We start from the raw sequence: 20,454 nt of genomic DNA on the forward strand, positions 1-20,454 counted from the left end.
GCGAGCGGGGCGCATCCCCACCGCCGGCGCCCCCACAGTGCCGCCGCGGTCACCGCTCGCACCGGCGCGGGAACACCGGCAACCACCGGCACCGGCCGCCCGCACGCCGCAACCGAGGCACGTCCCCACCCGCACACCGGCTCCACCGCCCTGGGCCCGAGCGGGGCACACCCCTGGCGCCGGCGCCCGTGGGGAGCCGGGGTACGGCCCCGCTCGTGTCCGTTCGTGGGCGCCGTCCTCACCACGCCCTCCCCTCGCCCGGCACCGGAGCACTGGCTATGACCGACACCGTCACCGGCCGTCTGCGCGCGGCCTTCGCCGAGGCCGGGGTCACCGGCTGGCTGCACGCCGTCGACATCGACTCCGGGGCGCAGGTGGACGCTGGGGCCGACCAGCCCGTGTGCACGGCCAGCGTCCACAAGCTGTGCGTCCTCGTCGCGCTGCACGAGCAGGCCGCGGCGGGGCTGCTGGACCTGACCGAGCGGATCGAGTGCCCGCCGGCCGGCCGCACCCCGGGGCCCACGGGCATCGCCGCCATGCTCGACCCCGTCGCGCTGTCCCTGCGCGACGCCGCGTTCCTGATGATGTCCGTCAGCGACAACACCGCCGCCGACCTGCTGCTGCACCGGGTCGGTCTGGACGCCGTCAACCGCACCACGGCCCGGCTCGGCCTCACCCGCACGCGGGCCGTGTCGTCCTTCGGCGAGATGCTCGCCGCGATGCGGGAGGACGCCGGACCGGCCGGCGCCCGGGCGCTGACCGACCCGCACGTCATCACCCGGCTGCGGTCCCTGGACCCGGCCCGCGCCAACCACAGCACCCCCCGCGACATGACCCGTCTGCTCACCGCCGTCTGGCGGGACGAGGCCTGCCCGCCCGAGTACGGCGCCGCCATGCGCCGCATCCTGGGCCTCCAGGTCTGGCCGCACCGCCTGGCCTCGGGTTTCCCCTTCGACGACGTCCACGTGGCCGGCAAGACCGGCACCCTGCCGACCCTGCGCAACGAGGTCGGCGTCGTCGAATACCCCGACGGCGGCCGCTACGCCGTGGCCGTCTTCACCCGCACCGCCCACACCGCGGCCACCCTCCCGGCGGCCGACGCGGTGATCGGCACGGCGGCCCGGATCGCGGTGGACGCGCTGCGGGCGCCGTGACGCACCGGGGCGGTCGCCCGGCCGGCCAGCTCAGCGGTCGTTGTCCCGCCAGCGTCCGCCGCTCGGGGCCGAGTCGAAGCGGGTGGCCGCCGAGGCGTTGCCGCTGAAGTCGTTGCCGGAGACCCGGCCGCCGGTCCAGGTGGCCTCGTGCGCGATCCACAGGGCGTGCGTCTGGGTGCGGGGGTGCCCGTCGTCACGGACCCGGTTGCCGTGCACGTACGGGTGGGTCACGGCAGCCGCCGCGGTGAGGCCGGTGCGCGGTGCCGGGGCGTCCGGGAGCCGGTACGCGGTGCCGGGGGCGGGGACGCCGTCGGGCCAGGCCGTCGTGGCACCGGGGCGTTCGGGGGCGAGGGTGAGTCCGGTGGCGGTGTTGCCGGTGACCACGGCGGTGACCGCGGCGCTCCCGTCGCCGACCGTCAGCTCCTTGCCGCGGTGGCCGCCCGGGAGCCAGTCGGCGCCCTCGTCGGTCAGGGACAGCGGCCCGCAGCTCACGCCCGCGCCGCCCCCTTCCGTCGCCGGCGCGGCGCGGCGGCCGTTGTCGTGGATGCGGTTGCCGAAGATCGCCGGCTCGTGCAGCGGTGCGTCGACGCGGATGCCGTCCAGGGCGTTGCCGCGGATGTCGTTGGACTCCAGGACGATGTCCGTGGTCGCCTCCTGGTCGCCGCCGGCGAGGTTGTGCTGCCAGTAGCCGTACCGGCCGTTGTCGCTGACGCGGTTGCCGCGGAAGGCGTAGGGGCCCGGGGTGTTGCCGAGCGCGATCCCGTCGCGCAGGTTGCCGTCGATCACGCAGCCGGTGACGATGCCGCCCCGGCCGCCGACGGAGGTCGTGCCCTGGGCGGACACGTCGAACCCGGCCACGTGGTTGCCGAGCATCGTGCAGGAGGTGACCTGCAGCCCGTCGGCGCCCCAGTCGGAGATGCCGTAACGGTTGTCCTCGGTGTGGCAGGCGGTGATGCGGATGCCGCGGGGCGGCGGCCAGTCCTCCTGCTGCAGCTCCAGGAAGACGCCGTTGGTGCCGTTGCCGGTCGCGGTGCACGCGGTGACCGTCAGCCGTTCCACCGGCCCCCATCCGCCGACGCCGATCCCGATGCCCGCGCCGCCCATCTTCCCGCCGGGGTCCTGCCGTCCGCACCGCTCGGCCAGCACGCCCTCGACGACCGTGTCCTGGAGGAAGTCGCAGCCGAAGCCGGTGGCGGCGGTGTCGTGGATGTACAGGTCGGTGAAGCGTCCGCGCAGCACGTACTGCAGGCCGAGCCCCTTGGCCAGGACGTCGTACTCCTCCGTCTCCACCCCGGACCCGTCGATCTCGAAGTGCGCGAAGGTGATGTCGGCGATGTGGTGCTCCCGCCCGGCACCGTGCTGGGCGGCGGTGAACCAGGCCAGCGGGACCGGCTGTGCCGGTGCGCCCGGGTTGGCGAGGACGAAGCAGGTCGTCCCCCGCCCGGCGCCGACGAGCGAGACGCCGCTGCGCCAGCGCACGGGCCGGTCCCGGACCAGGTGGCGCCCGGCGGGCACGTGGACCGTGCGCGGCCGCCCGTCGGCGGCGACGGCGTCACCGAGCGCGTCCACCAGCTTCTGCAACGCCGGCCCGTCGTCGGTGGTGCCGTCCCCGGCCAGACCGTGTTCGTGGGCGTCGACCGTCAACGGCGCAGTCATCCGCGCGCTCCTTCCGCCAGGGACGCTCCGGCGGCCGGCCGCTCACCCGCGTACCGCCGCTCGCTGCGGACCGGGTACCAGCCCGCCGCCGCCCTCAATCACGAGGACATAGCGGGCGCTTTATCTCAATCCGGGGTACATAATCAGAACATGAGTACGGCAACGTATGAACTGCTGGCCGCTTCGAACGCGCTCAACGTGACAGCGGCCTTCATCGGCGGGCTCTTCGTCGCCGGCGTGCTGATCCTGGCCGTCCGGCTCGGTATGCGGGCCATGGAGCAGGAATCGCCCCGCCCCCGCGCCGACGAACAGCCCCACCTGCCACCCACCGGTCCCGTCCACGAGGAACGGGAGATCCGGGAGCCGGACGAGATCCCGCTGAGCACCGACGGGAGCCCACGGCTGATGCCGTACCAGCTCCATCACGCGGGCAGCCGACGAGGAGCGGACCAGAGCCGGCGCCGTTGGCTGCCTGGGTCCAGCGGCTCCTTCGGCAGCGGCAGCCCGGGACGCATCTGACCCCCGGGCGCCCGTCCTCCGGCGCGACGCCCCGCCGGACCACCGCACGCTTGTTCGGCCTCGTTCGGCCGAGCACCGGTGTGCGGCGCGGTGCCGGTACGCCTTGACTGACAGGGACCCCGCGGGTCCTCGCGGGAGCGGGTGCGTACGAGGTCCCTGGAGGCGTCATGGCCGGTCACCGGGCACGCGGGGCGGCGGTCGTGACAGTACTGGCGGCCGGTGGGCCGTCACCGACCGGGGCCGTGCGGGCCGCGACGAGCGGGCCGTGCGGCGGCCGGTGCGGCCTCCGGCCCGCTCTCCCACGAGGCGCCGCCGCTACCTCACCAGCCACGCCGTCGTGTCCGGCCCCAGCCTGCCGTCCTCCAGGGGCACGCTGGTCAGCACCACCTCGCCCGCCGGCAGGTCGACCGGCACCTCCGAGAGGTTCGCGACGCAGCGCCAGCCGTCCGAGCGGTCGAACTGGAGCACACCGGGCGGCACATCGTCCGCCCAGGTCAGCGACTCGCCGTCGAGCAGCTTGCGGCGCAGGCGCAGGGCCGTGCGGTACAGCTCCAGCGTCGAGCCGGCCACCCCGTCCTGGGCCTGGACGGAGTACTCCGCGAAGCCGGGCGGCTGCGGCAGCCAGGCCGCGCCCGCGCCGAAGCCGTACGACGGTCCGCTCGTCGTCCACGGCAGCGGCACCCGGCATCCGTCGCGGCCCTTGCGGACGTGCCCGGTCTGCTCCCAGATCGGGTCCTGGAGGACCTCGGTGGGCAGGTCGGCCACCTCGGGCAGGCCGAGCTCCTCGCCCTGGTAGACGTACGCCGAGCCGGGCAGCGCCAGCATCAGCAGCGTCGCCGCCCGGGCCCGGCGCAGGCCCGCCCGCTCGTCGACCGCCGGTGCCCTGCCGCCGGACAGCAGCCAGGCGTCCGTGTCGGTGCCGGGCGGCAGGACCAGCCGGGAGGCGTGGCGGACCACGTCGTGGTTGGACAGCACCCAGGTCGCGGAGGCGCCGGCGGCATCCGCGTCGGCCAGCGAACCGGCGATGATCTCGCGCAGCTCCGCCGCGTCCCAGCGGCCCTGGAGGTACTCGAAGTTGAAGGCCTGGCCCAGCTCGTCCGGGCGGGCGTACAGCGCGCGCCGGGCGCCCGGCACCCAGGCCTCGGCCACCGCCATCCTCGGCGGGCTGTAGGCGTCGAGGATCTTGCGCCAGTCGCGGTAGACCTCGTGCACGTCGTCGCGGTCGTAGAAGGGGTGGGTGCCCGGGGCGAACTCCGCGAGTGCGGCCTCGCTGCTCAGCTCGGGGGAGCCTAGGTCGCGCAGGGGCTCGGTGAGGTCCTTGACCAGCGCGTGGGCCACGTCGACGCGGAAGCCGTCGACGCCCCGGTCGCACCAGAACTTCAGCGTGGTGCGGAAGTCGGCGCGGATCTGCTCGTTCTCCCAGTTCAGGTCGGGCTGCTGGGGCGCGAACAGGTGCAGGTACCACTGGCCGTCCGGCACCCGCTGCCAGGCGCTGCCGCCGAAGACGGACTGCCAGTCGGTGGGCGGCAGCTCGCCGTGTTCGCCGCGGCCGTCCCGGAAGACGTAGCGGTCGCGGGCCGCCGAGCCGGGGCCCGCGGCCAGGGCCTCCCGGAACCAGGCGTGGCGGTGCGAGGTGTGGTTGGGGACCAGGTCGACGATCACCTTCAGGCCGAGCCGGTGGGCCTCGGCGGCCAGGGCGTCGAAGTCGTCCAGGGTGCCCAGGCGCGGGTCGACGTCGCGGTAGTCGTCGACGTCGTAGCCGCCGTCGGCCAGCTCGGACGGGTAGAACGGGCTGAGCCACAGGGCGTCGACGCCCAGGGCGGCCAGGTGGGTCAGGCGCTGGGTGATGCCGCGCAGGTCACCGAGCCCGTCGCCGTCGGCGTCGGCGAAGCTGCGGGGGTAGATCTGGTAGATGACGGCCTGCCGCCACCAGTTGGGGTCCTTGGACGACAGGTCGGGCGTGCTGGTGGTGCTGCGTACGGTCACGCGGTCTCCTTCGCATGCGTGCGGGCGACACGAATAGATCTGTCCACATCACCCCAAAAGTGAACACGGGGGTGGCGGGACGCGCCGGTGACCGTGGGCTGTCCTGGGCGTCCTTGGCGTCCTGGCGTTCGACCGCGGTCAGGTGCAGGTCCACGTACCGGGCCACGTCGACGTCCGACGCCACGCCCACGTGCGGCTGTTCGCGCGTGCCCTCGTGGATCTCGGACTCGCCGGGGCGGCCGCGGCGGTCGACGAGGGTCTGGCCGCGGGCCGGGCCGGGGGCGAGGGACACCTCGACCGGCAGGCGGTGGGTGGTCAGCCCCTCCGGGTCGGCGACCGCGCAGACCGCGCCCGCGTCGCCGAGGCCGCCGCCGGGGTCGGCCTCGGCGGTGACGGGGCCCCGGTGGGCGAGCAGTTCACCGGCGAGCCGGGTGCCGGGCTCGGTGCTCGCGCGCAGGCGGCGCACGTCCGGGCCGGGGACGATCACGCGCTGGAAGACGTCCAGCCCGTGCATGGTGATCGGCACCCCGGCGGTGAGCAGGATCGCGGCGGCCTCCGGGTCGTGCCAGACGTTGAACTCGGCGACGGGCGTCGCGTTCCCGGTGGCCATCGCGCCGCCCATGAACACGTGCCCGAGGGCGGGGCGGGGTCCGCGCGGGCCGGTGCGGTGGCGCGGCCTCGGCCGGGCGGGTTCTCGGCGCGGGTCCGGGTCACTCGGACGGGTCCGTGCGGTGGTGGTGAGGGCGGGGGTGTGGTGCCGTGGGCCGTGTGACCGATCGTGAAGGGCGCCGGCCGCCCCCGGGCTCCTGGAGGCCGCGCCCCGGCCTCGCCCCCGTGCTCGTGCTCTCCGCCGCCCTGGCCGTGTCCCTGACCGCGTGCTCCACCGCCGGCCAGGACGCCCGCCGGCCGGCCGGCACCGGGCCCGCGACCCCGCAGTCACCGGCCGCGCTGCCGTCGGCCGCCGCCCCGCCCGCGCTCACCCGGGCGCAGGCGAGCGCGGCGCTGATCACGGGGGCCGACCTGGGGGAGACCTGGGGACCGACGCTGGGTGCCGCGACCTGGCGGGACGACCTGCTCAAGGCCACCGCCACAGACCCGGACTGCCGACGGCTGCTGGACGTCCTCTACACCGAGGAGCTCTTCGGCGCGTCCCCGGCTCCCCGGGCGACGGCCGCCCTGGACGACCAGGTGGGCCATGCCCAGCTGCACTACCGGATCACCTCCCACCGCGCGGCCGGCATCGACCGGACGCTGGCCTGGCTGGCGACGCTGCCCGACACGTGCGGGCACTTCACCGCCGAGGCCGCCCGCGGGGCCGCCCGGGAGGTCCGCGTCGCCGGCGTCACGCTGCCCGAGGCGGGCGACGCCCGGCAGGGACTGCGGGTGACGGTGACCGGCACGACGGCCGATGCCGGGCCCGCCGTCCTCACCGTGGACCTCGTCGCCGTACGCGTCGGCGACGACGCGATCAGCCTGACCAACGGCAGCCTGGGCGAGGCGGCCGAGGACGCCACCCGGACGTCCGTGGAGGTCGGCGCGGGGCGGCTGACCGAGATCCGTCGGCAGGGACGGGCCCAGGTGTGACACCGGGCCGTCGGCCCGCTAGCCGTCGAGGTCGAAGCGCTGCCGGTGGGTGCGGACGTCACGGGCGACGTCGTGGGCGGTGCGGCCCTGGGCGAAGGCGGCGCCGCGCAGCCGGGCCAGGGCCTCGTCGGCGCCGACGCCCAGCTGGGCCATGATCATGCCGATGGCCTGGTAGACCTCGTCGTGGCCGCCGCCCAGCCCGCTCAGCCAGGCGTCCACCCCGCCGCCGAGGTCGTAGTCCTCCCCGCGCGGCAGCGCCATCAGGGCCGTGGTCATGACCCCGGCCAGGAGCCGGGCCGTGTTCAGCTGGGGGTCGGTGAGGCCGCCGGCGGTGTCGCGGTAGAGGTCGAACGTGCCGACGCACACCGTGTCGCTGCCCAGCGGCAGCGCGTAGACCGCGTTCACGCCGACGGCCGTCGCCTGCTGGGCGAAGACGGGCCAGCGGTCGGCGTCGGCGCCGGACCGCAGGTCGCGGGCGAGCACCGGGGCGCCCGTCTCGGCGGCACTGACACACGGCCCGTCACCCAGGGTGGCCTGGATCTCCGCGAGGTACGAGGCCCGGTCGCTGCTGGCGCACAGCCGGACCGGAAGGCCGTCACCGCCGCGCAGCGAGGCGCTCGCGCCGGTCACCGGCAGCAGTTCGACCGCGATCGCGCAGAGGCGTTCCGGCACCACGCCGGGCGGGGTGCCGCCCTCGTCACCGTCGGGGAGTTCCCCGTCCGGGGGCCATCGGGGGTCGTCGCTGGCCCGCACGCCCACCGCCTCCTTCGCTCACGTGGCCGGATGCCCGACTACCCGTGGCCGACCGGAGGAAACCGGGAGGTCCGGGGCCCCTACAGCGGAGGCTGCGCTGGCGCCGGGCCCAGCGTGGTCGTGCCGGGCGCCGTGCGGTGCCCGAGACCGGTGCGGTAGGCGTCCAGGGCCGCCTCCACCCGCCCGGTACGGCGCAGCAGATCGCCCAGCAGCCGGCACAGGTCGGCCAGGTCACCGGCCGCGCCCGCCCGCTCCAGCAGGCTCAGCGCGCGCACGTAGTGCTCCTCGGCGGCCTCGGTGTCGCCGGCGTCCTCGGCGATGATGCCGAGCAGCCGGTGCGCGCCCGCCGCGTGCACGGCACCGCGCTCGGAGGACAGGTCGTCCAGCACCCCGCGCAGCAGCCCGGCGGCCTCGGCGGACTTGCCGCGCCGGTGCAGTACGTCGGCCAGCTCGACGGCGACCTGGCTGCTGTAGAGGGCGGCGCAGGTGACGGACAGCATCTCCAGGGCCTGCCGCATCTCCTCCTCGGCGCGGGCGAGTTCGCCGTTCTGCGCGCAGACGTAGCCGCGCATCCAGTGGCAGTTGGCCAGCTCGGTGCGCAGTTGCAGCGTGCGGTACAGCTCGGACGCCTTGGCCAGGGAGGCGTCGGCCTCGGCGAGGCGGCCCTCGGCGAGCAGCGTGCGGGCGACGGAACGGTGCATGCGGGCCACCAGCGCCGGGTCGCCGGCCCGGGGAGCGAGGGCGAGGGCCAGTTCGGCGGCCTGGGCGGCCCGCGCGTGTGCGCCCATGTCCATGTACGGGCCGATGACGCTGGCGTAGAGCAGCAGCAGCGCGTCGGGGTCGTGCAGGCCGCCGCGGTTCAGCTCGTCGAGCGTGGACTCCAGGAGGTAGACGGCGTACCGGAGTTCACCGGCGAGGTAGTGGGTGAGGGCCCGTCCGCGCAGGGCCGGGACCCGGGCCGGCAGCGGCGCGCCGGCGTCGGTCAGGCATTCCTCGGCCCGCTCGAAGTACCGGCGGCCGGTCGCCAGCTCGCCGGTCTCCACCGCGCACTCCCCGAGGCCGAGCAGCGCCGCGGCCCGCTCCTCGGACAGTTCGTACGCCTCGGCCTCGGCGAGCAGCTCGCCGTACTGCCCGGCCGCCTGCTCGGCGCCGCCGGTGGCGAGCGTGCGCCGCGCCTCGGTGAGCCGGAGCCGCAGGTCGGTGGCGAGCCGTGCCGGACGGCCGGTGACCAGCTCCTCGTAGCCGACGCCGAGCCGCTCGGCGAGGTGCCGCAGCGCCTCGTCGGAGGGGCGGACGCGGCCGGCCTCCAGGGTGGAGATGTAGGCGGGCGTGTACGCCGGTTCGGCGAGCTGCCGCTGGGTCATCCCGCGCTCGGCCCGCAGCCGCTGCACCCGGCGCCCGATGGTCACCCGATCTTCACGGTCCCCCACTTGGTCCCCCACTGCCAACTCCCCCCGGCCCTCTTGCCGTTCGGCCGCGACGGCCCTAGGTTAAATTGCGGATTAAGCATGTTTAACAGCGCTCCTGACAGCCTCCCACACCTTCCCCACGAGGACGCCGTGCCCGACCCCACACGCACCGCCCTGGGAGTACCTCCCAGGCCTTTCAGGCACTGGGGGAGGTACGCCAGGGGCGTCGCCGCCGCCCTCGCGGCCGTGGCCACCCTGGTCCTGGCCGCCAACGCGGGCCCGGCCCAGTCGGCGGAGCGCCCCCCGGCAGGCGGGACCGGCCGGGTGGGGGAGGTCAGCGACTCGCTCGCGTCGACCGTCCGGCTCGACGAAGACACCTGGGCGCCACGGCCCGGCCCGCGCTGAGCCCCCCCCCCGGCGGAGACGGCCGCCCGGTGCGGAGCCCGCGCCGCCCCTCAGTCCGGCAGCGCCTCGCGCAGCGCCTCGTCCAGGCGCGCCGCCAGTTCCGCGTCGCCCGGCGGGTCGTCGGCGAAGAGGGCACCGAGCTGGGTGGTGAAGGTCTGGGTGAAGGCGCCGTACAGCGGGGTGCGAGGACGGTGGACCGCCCGTTGCAGGGCCGGGAGCAGGGTGTGGCGGGCGTAGGCCGGGCGGCCCGCCGCGTCACGGGGCATGGTGTCGGCGCCCTCGCCGGTGGGGGCCGCCGACGGGGCCGCGGCGGGCACCGCGCAGGTCACGGTGTCGTCCACGTACGCCGAGGTGCGGGTGGCCGCGAACCCGGCGTCCAGCAGGCAGCGTTCGCTCTCCTTGCCGGTGAGGTACCTGATCAGGTCGGCCGCCTTGCCGGACCGCTGGGACGCCGAGGTCACGGCGAGGTTCTGGCCGCCGAGCACGGCCCGGCCCGGCAGCGCGGTCACCCCGAGCCGGTCGCCGGGGAACGTCTGGGAGAGGGTCGGGTAGGCGTACGGCCACTGCCGCAGGAACGTGGTGCGCCCGGCGGCGAAGTCGCCGAGGGAGGCCGCCTCGTCGGAGTGGGCGGCGTCCGGGAGGATGTACGGCGCCTCGGTGCGGCGGCGCAGCTCGGCGATGCCCTGGGTCAGCTCCTCGACGGTGGCGTCGTAGTGGCCGTCCTCGTCGGTGAGCGTGACCTCGGGTGCCGCCGACGCGAAGGCCTCGACGGCGTTGACGGTGCGGCCCTCGTACGCGGCCAGCTGGGTCGTCCAGCCCTTCTCGTAGCCGGCGGGCTTGTGGTCGTTGAGGGTCTCGATGAGTTTCCTCAGCCGCTTCCAGTCCACACCGCCGCTCAGGTCGGTGTGCTGGACGCCGGCCTGCCGCAGATGGTCGCGCCGGTAGTAGAGCAGGCCGACGTCGCTGTTGAAGGGCACGGCGTACACCTCGCCGTCCCAGCGGGCCGTGCTCGCCACCGGGGCGATGACGTCCTGGTCGAGCAACGACGCCGGCAGCGGGCCGATCAGACGCGCCGCGGCGAACTCCGGGACCCAGGTGACGTCGAGGTTGACCACGTCGTAGGCGGCGCTGCCGGACTGGAGGGCGCCGAGGAGCTGGCTGCGCTGCTCGTCGGCGTTGCCGGGCAGTTCGACCAGCCGGGCGCGATAGCCGGAACCGGCCTTCTCCTGCCGCGCGTTCCAGGCGTCGATGAGCCGCTGCCGGACGCCGTTCTTGCCGGTGACGTCCCGGCCGCTGGCGACCACGATGTCACCGGGCACATCGGCGGACGGCGTCGCCCCGGAACCGCCGGCGGCGCCCCCGTCACCGCCGGTGCAGGCGGTCGGCAGGAGCAGGGCCAGCGCCACCGGCAGCGCCCACCGGGCCGCGAGCCGTCGTCGTGAGAGCCGTCGCGGCATCAGTCCTCCCCCGTTCCGGTGCGCGCGACCTCGTCGTGCAGGGCGGCACCGAGGTCGTCGTCGGCGTCCAGGCACCGGCCGCCGCTCGCCTCCGAGATACGCGCGTCCGGCTTTCCCGGGTCGCAGCCCCCGCCGGTGAGCGAGACCATCGCGACCGGCACCCGCACCGCGCGCGCGAGGGCGAGGACGTCGTCGAGGCGGTCGCCGGTGAGCCGGGACGCGTCCTCGTCGTCGGTGACGTAGACGATCAGGCCGGGGCGCTCGTCGTCGGCGCCGCGCCGCTCCATGTCGTCGAGGGCGGCGCGCAGCGCCCGGTACGGGTCGGCCTGGGCGTCGCGGACCTCGGCCGCCCGGTCGATGGTGCGCTCGGCGTCCTTGCGGGCGTGGCGGCCGAAGGACAGCAGGGTGTCGTACGGGTCCCCGTCCTCGCCGTACACCGCCCACACGCCGTACTCGTCCCGTGCGCCGAGCCCGCCGAGCGACTGTTTCAGCAGGCCGGGGCCGCCGCTGGGGCCCTCCCAGCGGCCGGCCATCGAACCGGAGCTGTCGAGCAGGAACAGCACCCGGCCGGGCCCGCCCGCGCCCCGGTAGCCCTCCAGGGACGCCTCCATCGCGTCCCGGCCGGCCGACTCGGTCAGCGGCGACGGCGCCCGCAGCACCGAGCCGACGACGTCGGTGGTGTCCAGCAGGGCGCGGCTGCCGGTGGCCGACCGGAACCCGTCCCGGGCGAACGCCTCGCGCCCGCGCTCACCGGTGAGCCACGTGCGGAAACGGCCGGCCGCGTCGTCCCGGGCGGCCTCGTCGCGGTCGGCGCCCTGCCAGCGGACGCGGACGAAGACGGGCTCCAGGCCGGGCACGTCGCCGGGGTACTGGGCCATGCGCGGGGTGCGGCGGGCGCTGTCGCAGCCGACGCCGCTCTTCATCAGGAACTCGGGGACGAGGGCGGCGGTGCGGTCGTCCACGGCGTCGTCGTCGGGCAGTGCGCACAGCAGGTCGGCGGCGGTCGGGGAGGGCGGTCCCGGCTGGGCGACGCGGCTCTCGGCGCGACGGGGGTCGCCGGTGCCGGTGCCGGTGGTGGCGTGCAGGCCGACGGTGGCGAGCAGGCCGGTGTCGGTGAACTCCGGGTCGGGGCGGCGCACTTCGGCGTCGGCGCGCCGGGCGAGCAGGTCGTCGATCATCCGGTTGAGCGGGGGGCCGGAGCGCTCGTCCAGGGACTCGGCGGCGATGTCCTGCGGGACGGCGAGCACGATCGGGGAGTACGCGAACGCCTCGTCGTCCGGCTCCAGGACGGCCACGGCGTCGGTGTCCTGGCCCTCGGCCACGCGGGCGGCGTCGGCGCGGGAGCCGGGGATCCAGACGTCCGGCTGGGGGCCGACGTCGCGCTGCGGGTTGGTGTCGTCGTCGCGGGGCTCCTGCCAGGCGCCGGTCCGCTTGCGCAGGGCGGTGACCGTGTCGGCGGCGCCCGCGCTGTAGACGGTGATGCCGCTGCGCCGGCAGCCGTCGCCGGTGGTGTTCTCCTCCGACGTCAGATACGCGTCCGCGGCGGCCCGGACGGTCGTCTCCAGGTCGGGGTCGGTCAGCACGCGCAGCTCCAGGGCCGGGGCGCAGGAGGCCGACGGGTCACCGGCCGTCGCGACGAGCCGGTACGAGCCGATGCCGACCGCGGCGAGGAACACCAGCAGAAGCACGCCGCTCCCCACCCGCCCCGGCCACCGTCCCGCCCGGAGCCCTCCGGCGGCACGCGTGTCCGACGCCCCGGACCCTCCGTCCGAGCCTGCCCTTCGCCCCGGCAAGCCGTACGCCCACCCCCGTCTGTTCCCTCCCGCCGAGCTGCCCCTTCGCCCCGGCCGGCCGTACGCCCGCCCCGGTCCGTCCCCTCGCCCCGAGCCGCCCCGGCCCGCTTCCGGCCGGCCGCCGGTCCCCGCAACCCCGGCCGCGTCCACCCGGCGCCCGGCGCCCGTGCCCCGGCCCGCTTCCCCGCCGCCGCCGCCGGACTCCGCACCCCGGTTGGCGTCCGCCCCACCGCCGGACTCCGCACCCCCATACGCGTCCGCCCCAACGCCGGACTCCGCCGTCCGACCCGCTTCGGTCCCGCGTCCAGACTCCGTACCCCGACCCGCTGCCCCGCCGCCGGACTCCGTGCTCCGACCCGCCTGCGGCCCGGGCCCGGCCCCCGCACCCCGACCCACCTCCGGCCCGCCGCCGGACTCCGCACCTCCATGCGCGCCCGCCCCGACGCCAGACTCCACCGTCCGGCCCGTTTCCACGCCGCCGCCGGACTCACCCCGGCCCGCGACCGGTCCGCTTCGGGACTCCGTGCCCCCGTCCGCTTCCGCCCCGCGCCCGGCCTCCGCGTCCCTCCCGGACACTGGCCCTCCGCCGGGTCCGCCGCCCTGGCCGGGCAGGCGCTCGTCTCCCGCATCGGACCGCGGCGGGTGCTCCCCGCCCTCCTGCCGGCCGCCGCGCCCGGACGATCCCGCCCCTGCCCCGCGCTTCCCAGCGCCCCCGGGCACCGGTTCCGCACCGCCGCCGCCCCCCGCCCCGTCACCGTCACCGGCACCGGCACCGGCACCGGACTCGTCCCACCGCCCGGACGGCGGTGTCATCCCGGTGCCCTCGGGGTCGCGCTTCGCCGGGTGCGTCCGGCCGGGCGCGGCTCCCCGGTGCCACGGGAACCGGCCGTGCACCCCACCGCCGGAGGCACCCGCCGCGAGCAGGACGTCCTCCTCCGGCTCCGTGCGGCTCTGCGGTTCCCACGCGTCGCCGCGTACGGTCCGGTGGCCGTCGCCGGTCATCCGGGCGCGCACCGCGTCCGCGAGACCGCGGAACCACACCTCCCCGTCGCCGTCGTCCAGCAGCGCCACGAGTTCGTCGGTGAACGGCGTCGGCGTGTGCGGATCGCCCGCGTCCGTGCGGTGGTTGGCCTGCACGCTCATCAGCAGCAGCACCCGCCGCTTGTCGCGGAACGTCTCCCAGATCCAGGCGGCGTTGCCCGCGAAGCAGCAGTCGAGGACGACCACGATCCGCCGCGCCTCACTGGCCGCGAGCACCGTCAGCACGGTCGTGAACATCTCCGCGCCCGGGAAGACCGCGTGCCCGCCCGCGACCACGCTCGCGTTGCGCATCTGCAGGAACAGCTCGTCGCCAGCGCTCGGTATCGCCCCGTGCCCGGCGAAGTACAGCAGCAGGACGCCCTCGGCCTCGTCGGCGGCGGTCCGCAGCGCCCGGCCGAAGTCGACCTGGTCCGGCGAGCGGCACACCGTGATCTCCCGCTCGCGGAACACCCGGCCGCGCCGCAGCGCGTCCCGCAGCCGGTTCAGGTTGTGCCGGACCGCGGGAAGGTCGCCGGGCACCCCGTACGGCGGCTCCGTGAGGTCGTACTCGGACACCCCGACCAGCAGCGCCCGGTTCGCCTGCCCCCGCGGGTCGTAACCGGTCACCGGCCGCCTACCTATCGTCGAGGTTCACCGGCTCGACGCGCCCCTCGGGCGGCTCGCCGTCCTCCACCTCGCTGCGGTTGGAGCGCCAGGCCTCCACGGCCCCCTTGACCTGGTCCAGCACCTCCTGGACCACCACGGCCGCGCCGCCCCCCACGAACGCCACGACGATCTCCATACCGATGCCCATCGGGGCGCCGGTCTCGTCCGCCCGGCGCCGTTCGTCGATGCGCAGCCGGCCCGCCCGGACCAGCTCGTCGAGCGGTTTCTCCCGTTCCAGCCACTTGCGCAGGGCGCCGATGTCGCTCTCGCTCGCGGTGCCGTCCAGCCGGACCCGGATACCGCGCGTCACCACTCCATCCCCCTCAGCCATAACTCACCATCATGGCACCGCTGTTGTGCACTGGGGAGGGTTCGTACGCCTCCGTCGCGGTGCGCACGCGGGCGCACGCGCCGGCCGGGGGCTCGCGGGAGGGGCGTCAGCCCTGGGTCTGCAGCCGGCTCAGCTCCCGCTGCACATGGTCCAGCGCGCCCTCGCGCCGCCCGGGGACCCGGCCGCGCAACGCGGCGAGCGCGGAGCCCAGTTCGCGGGCCCACGCGGCGTCGCGGATCAGGCCCCACTGGTGGTGGGCCCGGTCCACGGCCGCCTCCACCGCGGGCGTCCCCGGTTCCTGCCCGGCCCGCAGACGAGCCTCGGCCACCGCCAGCCAGGCCCGGCAGCTGCGCACCGGGTCCCCGGCGAACATCGCCAGGTCGGCCCGGACCTCCGCCCAGTGCAACGCGTCCTCGGAGGCGGGCCCGAGAGCGAGGGCGGCGGCCCGCTCGTGGCGCGCGGCGAGCGCGTCGGCGTCCCCGTGCCGCCCCGACCGCACGGCGGCGGCGATGACGGCGTGCGGGTCCCCCGCCACCGGCCCGGGCGCCGCGAGGACCAGGTCCGCGCCGCTCGCGCCGCCGTCGGCCGCGCAGCGGTCCAGCGCCTGCTGGTGCAGCTGGTCCGGCGGCGGCCGGTGCCCGCTGCGCAGGATCGTCGCGACGGCGCGCATGTACGCGGGGGCCGCCACGGTCCGCCGTGACGGCGGCGGCGCGATGCGACCGTAAACCGCGTTGTTGCGCCCCGAGTCCAGCGGGTGGGCCCGCAGCCACTCCCAGGTCTCCTGGTCGGCGTGCAGATCCAGCAGCAGCGTCGTCGCACCGCTCGGCCGCAGCCGCAGTTCCTCACGGATCCAGTGCCAGGGCAGGGCGGTGTAACGGACCGTGGAGGACGTCGTGCGGGCCAGCGCCAGATGGGGCAGGCGCTCGCGCCGGTCCAGCTGGAGCTGCCCGGTGACGTACACGGTCAGCGGGCCGGGGGCCGCCGCGGCCGCGCGGAGCCGGGTCAGGACGGCCTGCGGCTCGAGCGGGTCGGCGAGTTCGACGACGTTCGCGGTGTCCGTCCCGGCCAGCACGGCGGGCGGCACGGCGGCGAGCACGGGGAGCACGGAGGCCGCGTCCACCAGGCACCCCCGGCCCACGGGCGACGCCGCGAGCAGCAGCACGGTTCCGGGCATGTCCCCTCCCCCTGTCGATCACGTACGGCAGCACGGTAACCGCTGCGGCTGCAAAGCGGGCAGTCAGCCGTTCAGCCGCCGTACCGCGAACACGGTGGTGTCGTCGACCAGCCGCGCCCGGCTGTGCCGCAGCGTGCCGTCCCGGACGAGGGCCACCAGCCGCCGCGGCGCGGCGCTGCGCGGGTCGGCGGCGACGGCGCGGGCCACGTCGTCGGCGGGCCGGTAGAAGCGTCCCGCGGCGTCGCGCGCCTCGGTCACCCCGTCGGTGACCAGCAGCAGCGTCTCCTCCGGGGCGAGGGCCAGCCGCTGCACCGCCACCGACGGACCGGGGACGAGATCGCTCATGCCCAGCGGCAGCCCGCCGACGGCCGGCAGGCGCCGTACGCCGCCCGGGCCGACCGCCAGCGGGGGCTCGTGCCCGAAGACGACGGCGTCCACGGCGTCGGGCAGGGCGGGGGAGAACCCGATCAGCACGGCGGTCGCGAAGCGGTCGCCGTCGGAACGGCCGAGGGCGGCCGTGTGCTCGCGGTGGCGCCGTATGCGGGTCTCCAGGCGATCGGCGACCGTCGCGAGGTCCGGCTCGTGGTACGCGGCCTCGCGGAAGGTGCCGAGCAGCGCGGCCGCCGTCTCCACCGCGCCCAGCCCCTTGCCCTGCACGTCGCCGATGAGGACGCGAGTGCCGTGCGGGCCGGGCTGGACGTCGTAGAAGTCGCCGCCGACGCGGGCCTCGGTGTCGGCGGCGAGGTAGACGGCGGCGTGCTCCAGGCCGCCGAAGCCCTCCGGGAGCGGGCGCAGCACGGTGCGGCGGGTGGTGTCGGCGATGTCCCGCATGTGCAGCATGCGCCGCTCGCCGCCGACCCGGACCGCGGCGGCGCCCACGGCGATGCAGCCGCCGAGGACGACGAGGACCAGCCCGGACGTCCCGGTCCGCTCGTGGTGCTGCCAGACGTTGTCGGCGAGGGCGTACACGACCACCGCGAGCACCGCGAGGGCCGCCGTGCCCAGCATTCCGCAGACCGCCGCCGCGATACCGGGCACGAGAACGGTCCAGGAGATGATCTGGAACGCGCCGGTACTGACGTCGGCCACGGCGATGCCGAAGAGCAGCACCAGCGGGAAGAACCAGGCGACGCTCCGGCCGCGCACGCTCAGCAGCTCGTGCCGGGAGACGGCGTCACCCCGGCCGGCGGCCCGGACGAGGCCCTCGAACAGCCGCCACCGGCCGCGCACCGGCCCGCCGGAACGACCTCTCGCGCGACCCCTCACGGGCCCCAGCGAAACACGTGCCCCCACGGCCCGCATCCTGACTTGCCACCCGCCCCCGCCAGGTGTGCTCTGGTAGACGGGGGCGAGGAGAGAGGAGTGCTCTCATGGCTCACGCGGTACCCACGGGCAGGACGCCCGCCGGCGCGATCCCCCGCGGCACGACACCCGACGTCTTCGGCCCGCGGACCCACCTGGTGGCGAAGTGGGCGGTGCCCGTCGTGGCCGGGCTGATCTACGGCTACTGGGCCGCGGCCAACCGGCGCTACGGCGGTCCCGTCACCGGCTGGAACCTGCTGTTCGGCTTCATGACCGCGCTCGCCTTCGTCGTCCTGTACGCCGTGGTCCGGTCGGTGGCGGCGCGGCTGCCGCGCGAGGGACACGCGGTGCTGTGGGGCGCGTTCGCGGGCAGCGCGCTGGGCTTCCTGTACGCGCAGAGCGGGGTGGCCATGTTCACGTGCATCCTCGCGTCACTGCTGCTGGCGGGCGCGGTGACCGCCGCGTTGTTCTACATCTTCTACTCACGCGAGGACGCGACGGGCCACCGCATCCCCTGAACCGCCCGGCACCCCGGTCCCCGGCAACGGTGAGCGGGCCCCGGCCACCTGGCCGGGGCCCGCTCGTCCACCCGCCACCTGCCTGCACGGCCGCGCAGGCCCGACTGCCCCTCCCGGCCCCCGCCCGCCCGTCCCACCGAAGCGCGCCGGTCTGCCCGGTCGCTCCGGGCGCCGCGCCCGCGCCGTCGCGCGTTCGGATCGTCCGGCGGGGCCATATGCAGGCATCCCGGTCGCCCGGGCCGCCCCGCGGGACTTGCCTGGAAGGGTGCCCTCACGTCTTCGGAGCGCCCTGTCGGCCGTCCTGATCGTCCTCGCCTGCCTGCTCGCACCGTGCGGCACGCTGGCGGCCTGGGCGGCGTACGGGCTGGGCGACACCGGCCGGTACGTCGCCGCCATGGCGCCGCTCGCCGCCGACCCGGACGTGCGGGACGCGGTCGCGGACACGGTGGGCGACGGGGTCATGAACGAGGTGGGCGCCGGACCCATGCGCGCGACCGTGCGTCTCTACGTGCAGGACGCGGCCCGCTCCTTCACCCGGACCGAGGCCTTCCGCGCGGGCTGGGACGCCGCCAACCGGGCCGTCCACACCGCCGTGCTGCGCGCCCTGCGCGACGAGGGGGCCGCCGGGCGCCCCGTCACCGTCGACCTGGCCCCCGTCACCGCGCGGGTCCGCAACCGGCTCGTCCAGGACAACGTGCCGATGGCACGGCGGATCCCCGTCCGGCACACCGAGCTCACCGTGCTCCCGGCCCACGAGGCGGACCGGCTCAGGAAGGGCTACCACGTGCTCGACGTCGCCGCCTTCTGGCTGCCGCTCGCGGCCGTCGTCTTCGCCGTCGCCGGCATCGCCCTGGCCGCCTGCCGCCGGCGCGCGCTCACGGCCACCGGCCTCGGCACGGCCGTCGGCGGGGGGCTGCTCGCCCTCGCCGTCCTCGTCGGCCGCCGGCTCACCCTGGCCGAACTGCCCGGCGCGGTGGACGGCCCGGCCGCCGGCGCCGTCTACGACGCCCTCACCGCGACCCTGCGCACGGCGTCCTGGCTGCTGGTCGGCCTCGGTCTGACGGTCGCCGCGGTCTCCTGGCTCACCGGCCGGTACGGACATCTCCTGCGCCGCCGCCGGCCCCCTGCGGACCCCGCCGTCGACCCGGCACCGTCCCGCTCGACACGGGCCCGGCTCTGACGGCCGGCACGCGAAAATCCCCTGGGCCGGAACCCGCCCGTACGGCTACCGTCGTCGACCATGCGACGAGAGACGACGACCCTGTGGCGCCCCACGGGCCCCGAGGAGCTGGCCCTCGTCGAGGCGTCCGGCTGGACGGCCTGGCCCCCGCGCCTGCCCGAGCAGCCGATCTTCTACCCGGTCCTCGACGAGGACTACGCCGTCCGCATCGCCCGCGACTGGAACGTGCCCGCCTCCGGATCGGGATACGTCACCCGCTTCGAGGCCGACACGGCGTTCCTCGCGCGCTACCCGGTACGGCAGGCCGGCGGCGAGACGATCCTGGAACTGTGGGTCCCGGCGGAGGAGCTGGAAGAGTTCAACCGGCACATCGTGGGCCGCATCGAGGTCGTGCGGGAGTTCCACGCGGACACGGCGGACACGGCCGACGCATAGCCGGAAGGCAACTTTCCGTCCGCGCCCGTCGTCCTTGAGGGAGGATTCGGACATCGCACCCGCGAGCGGAAGGCCGGCACGTGGACACCGACACGGCGAGGGGCGAGTGGACGGACACGCACGGCGGACCGGCCGTCCGCCGGGCCGGGCGACGCTTCGGGGCCTGGTGCGCCGGGCTGCTGTTCGCCGGGGTCAGCGCCGTCGTCGGCTGCCGGATCGCCGACACCGACGGCATCACGCCGGTGCCGCAACTGCTCGCCTTCCTGCCCTGGCTGCTGGTGCCGACCGCAGCCGGGCTGCTGCTGACGCTGCTCGCCCGGTGGTGGACGGGAGCGGTGTGGGCCGTGGCGCTGCTCGGCCTGCTGGCCTGGTTCATCGAGCCGTACGGCAAGAGCGGCGAACCGGCCGGACCGCCGGTCGCCGAACTGCGCGTGCTGACGTCGAACGTCGAGTTCGGGCAGGGCACCGACGCGCTGATCGGCGCGGTGCGCCGCGAAGAACCCGACCTGCTGTTCGTACAGGAGTGCGAGTACACATGTGACGCGGCCCTGCGGCGGGAGCTCGGCGCCGACTACCCGCACCGGCAGGCCGTCGAGGGCGGCGGCTCCGAGGGGTCGGTCATCCTGAGCCGCTTCCCGCTCACACCCGCCCCCGGCATCCCCGCCACCATGGGCATGCCCGGCGCCGTCGCCGACGTGCGCGGCCACGCCGTACGCCTCCAGCTCGCCCACCCCATGCCGCCGCTGCCGGAGCAGCTCGGCCTGTGGCGCACCGAGCTGGGCCGGCTGCGCGACGCCGCCGCCGAGGCCGGCGGAACCCCCACCGTCCTCGCCGGCGACTTCAACGCCTCCCAGGACCACGCCGCCTTCCGGCGCATCCTCGACACAGGCCTGCACGACGCGGCCCGCCTGGCCGGCCAGGACCGCACACCGAGCTGGCCGGCCCGGACGACCCCGGTGTTCGGGGCGCAGATCGACCACGTGCTGGTGTCGCGGGACTTCGCCGCCCAGCGCGCCCGTTTCCTGGACCTGGCCGACACCGACCACCGCGCGCTGGTCGTCGACCTCACGCTGCACGCGGGCCGCTGAGCAGCGAGGACCGGCGGGGCCGGT

17 protein-coding genes and 1 pseudogene are annotated in these 20,454 nt (G+C 76.1%); 8 read left to right on the plus strand and 10 right to left on the minus strand.

From position 1 onward, the window contains the following. The first annotated feature begins 278 nt into the window (after window positions 1-278). Window positions 279-1,154, plus strand: a complete 876-nt coding sequence (locus ACIRG6_RS17605) for a serine hydrolase (protein WP_364675581.1) — start codon at window positions 279-281, stop codon at window positions 1,152-1,154. 30 nt (window positions 1,155-1,184) lie between these two features. Here the strand turns inward: ACIRG6_RS17605 and ACIRG6_RS17610 are convergent, their stop codons facing one another. Continuing rightward, window positions 1,185-2,810, minus strand: a complete 1,626-nt coding sequence (locus ACIRG6_RS17610; protein WP_403323433.1) for a right-handed parallel beta-helix repeat-containing protein — start codon at window positions 2,808-2,810, stop codon at window positions 1,185-1,187. Between the two features lie 150 nt (window positions 2,811-2,960). Here ACIRG6_RS17610 and ACIRG6_RS17615 point away from each other — a divergent pair, with 150 nt between their 5' ends. Continuing rightward, window positions 2,961-3,329, plus strand: a complete 369-nt coding sequence (locus ACIRG6_RS17615; RefSeq protein ID WP_318213653.1) for a DUF6479 family protein — start codon at window positions 2,961-2,963, stop codon at window positions 3,327-3,329. Between the two features lie 315 nt (window positions 3,330-3,644). Here the strand turns inward: ACIRG6_RS17615 and ACIRG6_RS17620 are convergent, their stop codons facing one another. Both ACIRG6_RS17620 and ACIRG6_RS17625 read right to left on the minus strand, forming a co-directional pair. Next, the gene (locus ACIRG6_RS17620; protein ID WP_365020295.1) at window positions 3,645-5,315 is read right to left on the minus strand and encodes a glycoside hydrolase family 13 protein; all 1,671 of its coding nucleotides are present in this window, start codon (window positions 5,313-5,315) and stop codon (window positions 3,645-3,647) included. A 115-nt stretch (window positions 5,316-5,430) separates the two neighbouring features. Continuing rightward, a pseudogene (locus tag ACIRG6_RS17625) lies at window positions 5,431-5,946 on the minus strand (nucleoside hydrolase); the annotation flags it as partial. A gap of 137 nt (window positions 5,947-6,083) precedes the next feature. Here ACIRG6_RS17625 and ACIRG6_RS17630 point away from each other — a divergent pair. Next, window positions 6,084-6,899 carry a hypothetical protein gene (locus ACIRG6_RS17630; RefSeq protein ID WP_364819531.1) on the plus strand — a complete coding sequence of 272 codons (816 nt, stop codon included), beginning with the start codon at window positions 6,084-6,086 and terminating at the stop codon, window positions 6,897-6,899. Window positions 6,900-6,917: 18 nt separating this feature from the next. Here ACIRG6_RS17630 and ACIRG6_RS17635 read toward each other — a convergent pair whose 3' ends face one another. Both ACIRG6_RS17635 and ACIRG6_RS17640 read right to left on the minus strand, forming a co-directional pair. Then, on the minus strand, window positions 6,918-7,658 hold the full coding sequence (locus tag ACIRG6_RS17635) for a GAF and ANTAR domain-containing protein (protein ID WP_364675572.1): 741 nt from the start codon (window positions 7,656-7,658) through the stop codon (window positions 6,918-6,920). Between the two features lie 74 nt (window positions 7,659-7,732). Further along, window positions 7,733-9,082, minus strand: a complete 1,350-nt coding sequence (locus ACIRG6_RS17640) for a helix-turn-helix domain-containing protein (protein WP_403323663.1) — start codon at window positions 9,080-9,082, stop codon at window positions 7,733-7,735. Window positions 9,083-9,307: 225 nt separating this feature from the next. On the opposite strand from ACIRG6_RS17640, the gene ACIRG6_RS17645 reads away from it, so the two are divergent. Beyond that, window positions 9,308-9,466, plus strand: a complete 159-nt coding sequence (locus tag ACIRG6_RS17645; RefSeq protein ID WP_364675669.1) for a hypothetical protein — start codon at window positions 9,308-9,310, stop codon at window positions 9,464-9,466. 50 nt (window positions 9,467-9,516) lie between these two features. Here the strand turns inward: ACIRG6_RS17645 and ACIRG6_RS17650 are convergent, their stop codons facing one another. The 5 genes from ACIRG6_RS17650 to ACIRG6_RS17670 form a co-directional block, all read right to left on the minus strand. Further along, window positions 9,517-10,923, minus strand: coding sequence for an extracellular solute-binding protein (locus ACIRG6_RS17650; protein WP_364675569.1), 1,407 nt, complete (start codon window positions 10,921-10,923; stop codon window positions 9,517-9,519). Next, window positions 10,923-14,363 (minus strand): substrate-binding domain-containing protein, encoded by a 3,441-nt coding sequence (locus ACIRG6_RS17655; RefSeq protein ID WP_403323438.1) that lies wholly within the window; start codon window positions 14,361-14,363, stop codon window positions 10,923-10,925. The genes ACIRG6_RS17650 and ACIRG6_RS17655 overlap by 1 nt, the downstream gene beginning before the upstream one ends. Before the next feature lie 7 nt (window positions 14,364-14,370). Further along, window positions 14,371-14,733, minus strand: coding sequence for a hypothetical protein (locus tag ACIRG6_RS17660; protein WP_318213645.1), 363 nt, complete (start codon window positions 14,731-14,733; stop codon window positions 14,371-14,373). Between the two features lie 106 nt (window positions 14,734-14,839). Continuing rightward, the gene (locus ACIRG6_RS17665) at window positions 14,840-15,907 is read right to left on the minus strand and encodes a serine/threonine-protein kinase (RefSeq protein ID WP_403323440.1); all 1,068 of its coding nucleotides are present in this window, start codon (window positions 15,905-15,907) and stop codon (window positions 14,840-14,842) included. A 63-nt stretch (window positions 15,908-15,970) separates the two neighbouring features. Further along, entirely contained in the window at window positions 15,971-17,209 is a 1,239-nt protein-coding gene (locus ACIRG6_RS17670; protein WP_403323441.1) for a PP2C family protein-serine/threonine phosphatase, read from the minus strand. Between the two features lie 68 nt (window positions 17,210-17,277). Here ACIRG6_RS17670 and ACIRG6_RS17675 point away from each other — a divergent pair, with 68 nt between their 5' ends. The 4 genes from ACIRG6_RS17675 (at window position 17,278) to ACIRG6_RS17690 (ending at window position 20,430) form a co-directional block, all read left to right on the plus strand. Continuing rightward, entirely contained in the window at window positions 17,278-17,727 is a 450-nt protein-coding gene (locus ACIRG6_RS17675; protein ID WP_364675559.1) for a hypothetical protein, read from the plus strand. A 265-nt stretch (window positions 17,728-17,992) separates the two neighbouring features. Beyond that, window positions 17,993-18,907 carry a hypothetical protein gene (locus ACIRG6_RS17680; RefSeq protein ID WP_364675557.1) on the plus strand — a complete coding sequence of 305 codons (915 nt, stop codon included), beginning with the start codon at window positions 17,993-17,995 and terminating at the stop codon, window positions 18,905-18,907. A gap of 60 nt (window positions 18,908-18,967) precedes the next feature. Continuing rightward, entirely contained in the window at window positions 18,968-19,342 is a 375-nt protein-coding gene (locus ACIRG6_RS17685; RefSeq protein ID WP_364675554.1) for an ADP-ribosylation/crystallin J1, read from the plus strand. Between the two features lie 80 nt (window positions 19,343-19,422). Next, on the plus strand, window positions 19,423-20,430 hold the full coding sequence (locus ACIRG6_RS17690) for an endonuclease/exonuclease/phosphatase family protein (RefSeq protein ID WP_364819540.1): 1,008 nt from the start codon (window positions 19,423-19,425) through the stop codon (window positions 20,428-20,430). Window positions 20,431-20,454 lie beyond the last annotated feature (24 nt).

This window comes from Streptomyces flaveolus, assembly GCF_044765825.1.
Lineage (GTDB): Bacteria > Actinomycetota > Actinomycetes > Streptomycetales > Streptomycetaceae > Streptomyces > Streptomyces flaveolus.